We start from the raw sequence: 482 nt of genomic DNA on the forward strand, positions 1-482 counted from the left end.
TACCAGTGTGGGGGATCCCCCTCTCAGGGCCCCTACCTATCGTCGCCATGGTGTGCCGTTACCACACCATCTAGCTAATAGGACGCATACTCATCTTTTACCGATAAATCTTTAAAGTAAAATCCATGCGGAAATTACTTACCATGGGGTATTATTCTTCGTTTCCAAAGGCTATCCCCCTGTAAAAGGTAGATTGTATACGCGTTACGCACCCGTGCGCCACTCGTCATCAAAAAAGCAAGCTTTTCCATGTTACCGTTCGACTTGCATGTGTTAGGCCTGCCGCTAGCGTTCATCCTGAGCCAGGATCAAACTCTTCATCGTTAAATTTTTAAGTGTTTCCACTTATATCTTAACAACTAATAGGAATTTTCAAAGTCTCAATATGATTTATTCTCTTGTTTGAATTAACCGTTTCCAATCAATTCTTACGCTGTCAATTCAATATGTTAATGAACGTATTTTTAAGTTCTCTTAAGGCG

General features: G+C 41.1%; 1 rRNA gene. It reads right to left on the bottom strand.

Annotated elements, in window-relative coordinates:
* Positions 1 to 324, bottom strand: a 16S ribosomal RNA gene (locus ACFQ1Q_RS02435); the annotation flags it as partial.
* Positions 325 to 482 lie beyond the last annotated feature (158 nt).

The organism is Winogradskyella litorisediminis, assembly GCF_042675765.1.
Taxonomy (GTDB): Bacteria; Bacteroidota; Bacteroidia; order Flavobacteriales; family Flavobacteriaceae; genus Winogradskyella; species Winogradskyella litorisediminis.